Annotated in this window: 1 protein-coding gene and 1 pseudogene; both read left to right on the top strand. The window is 64.2% G+C overall.

Annotated features, from left to right (window positions below; all coding sequences use genetic code 11):
* Window positions 1–370, top strand: a pseudogene (gene bfr, locus FUT87_RS28015) (bacterioferritin); the annotation flags it as partial.
* Between the two features lie 231 nt (window positions 371–601).
* Window positions 602–771, top strand: a 170-nt coding sequence (locus tag FUT87_RS28020) for a bacterioferritin-associated ferredoxin (protein WP_147242955.1), incomplete at its 3' end; no start/stop codon positions are given.

Here is a 771-nt window from a genome sequence, read left to right on the forward strand (position 1 = left end):
TTCGAGAAGCTGGCCAAGCACGAGTACGCCGAGTCCATCGAGGAGATGAAGCACGCCGACAAGCTGATGGATCGCATCCTGATGCTGGAAGGCCTGGCCGAACCTGCAGGACCTGGGCAAGCTCTACATCGGCGAGAACGCCGTCGAGGTCCAGCACTGCGACCTGAAGATCGAGATGGGCAGCCATCCGCTGCTGAAGGAAGCCATCGCCTATTGCGAGTCCGTGCGCGACTACGTCTCGCGCGAGGTCCTCGAGGAAATCCTGTCCGACACGGAGGAGCACATCGATCATCTGGAAACCCAGATCGAGCTCATCGCCCAGGTCGGCGAGCAGAACTGGCTGCAAAGCCAGATGGGCGACGCCAGCTGAACGCCAGCCACGCCCATCCTGGGGCCCAGCCGTCGCCAGGGACCCCGAAGCCCCGCTTGCCGGGGCTTTTTTTTCGTCCGCGCGTCGGCGCAAGGCGGGGTGATGGAGGCGCCGTGTCGCAGTTCACCGACATTGGCCGGACGCCGCGCAGGGGCTCTGTGACCTAATTGAGAGGAATTCGCGTTTGCGTTAGTATCGCGGCCATTCCAGGTTCATTCCTGTTTCGCCGCCATGATCGTCTGCCTCTGCCACCGAGTTTCCGACCGCGACATCCGCCGCACCGTGGCCGATGGCGTGCACAACTTCGAGGTGCTCCAGGACGAGACCCAGGTGGCGTCGGCCTGCGGCAGCTGCCACGACTGCGCCCGCGAGATCTTCGATGAAGCCCGGCGCGCCTGCGC

The organism is Mitsuaria sp. TWR114, assembly GCF_007997345.1.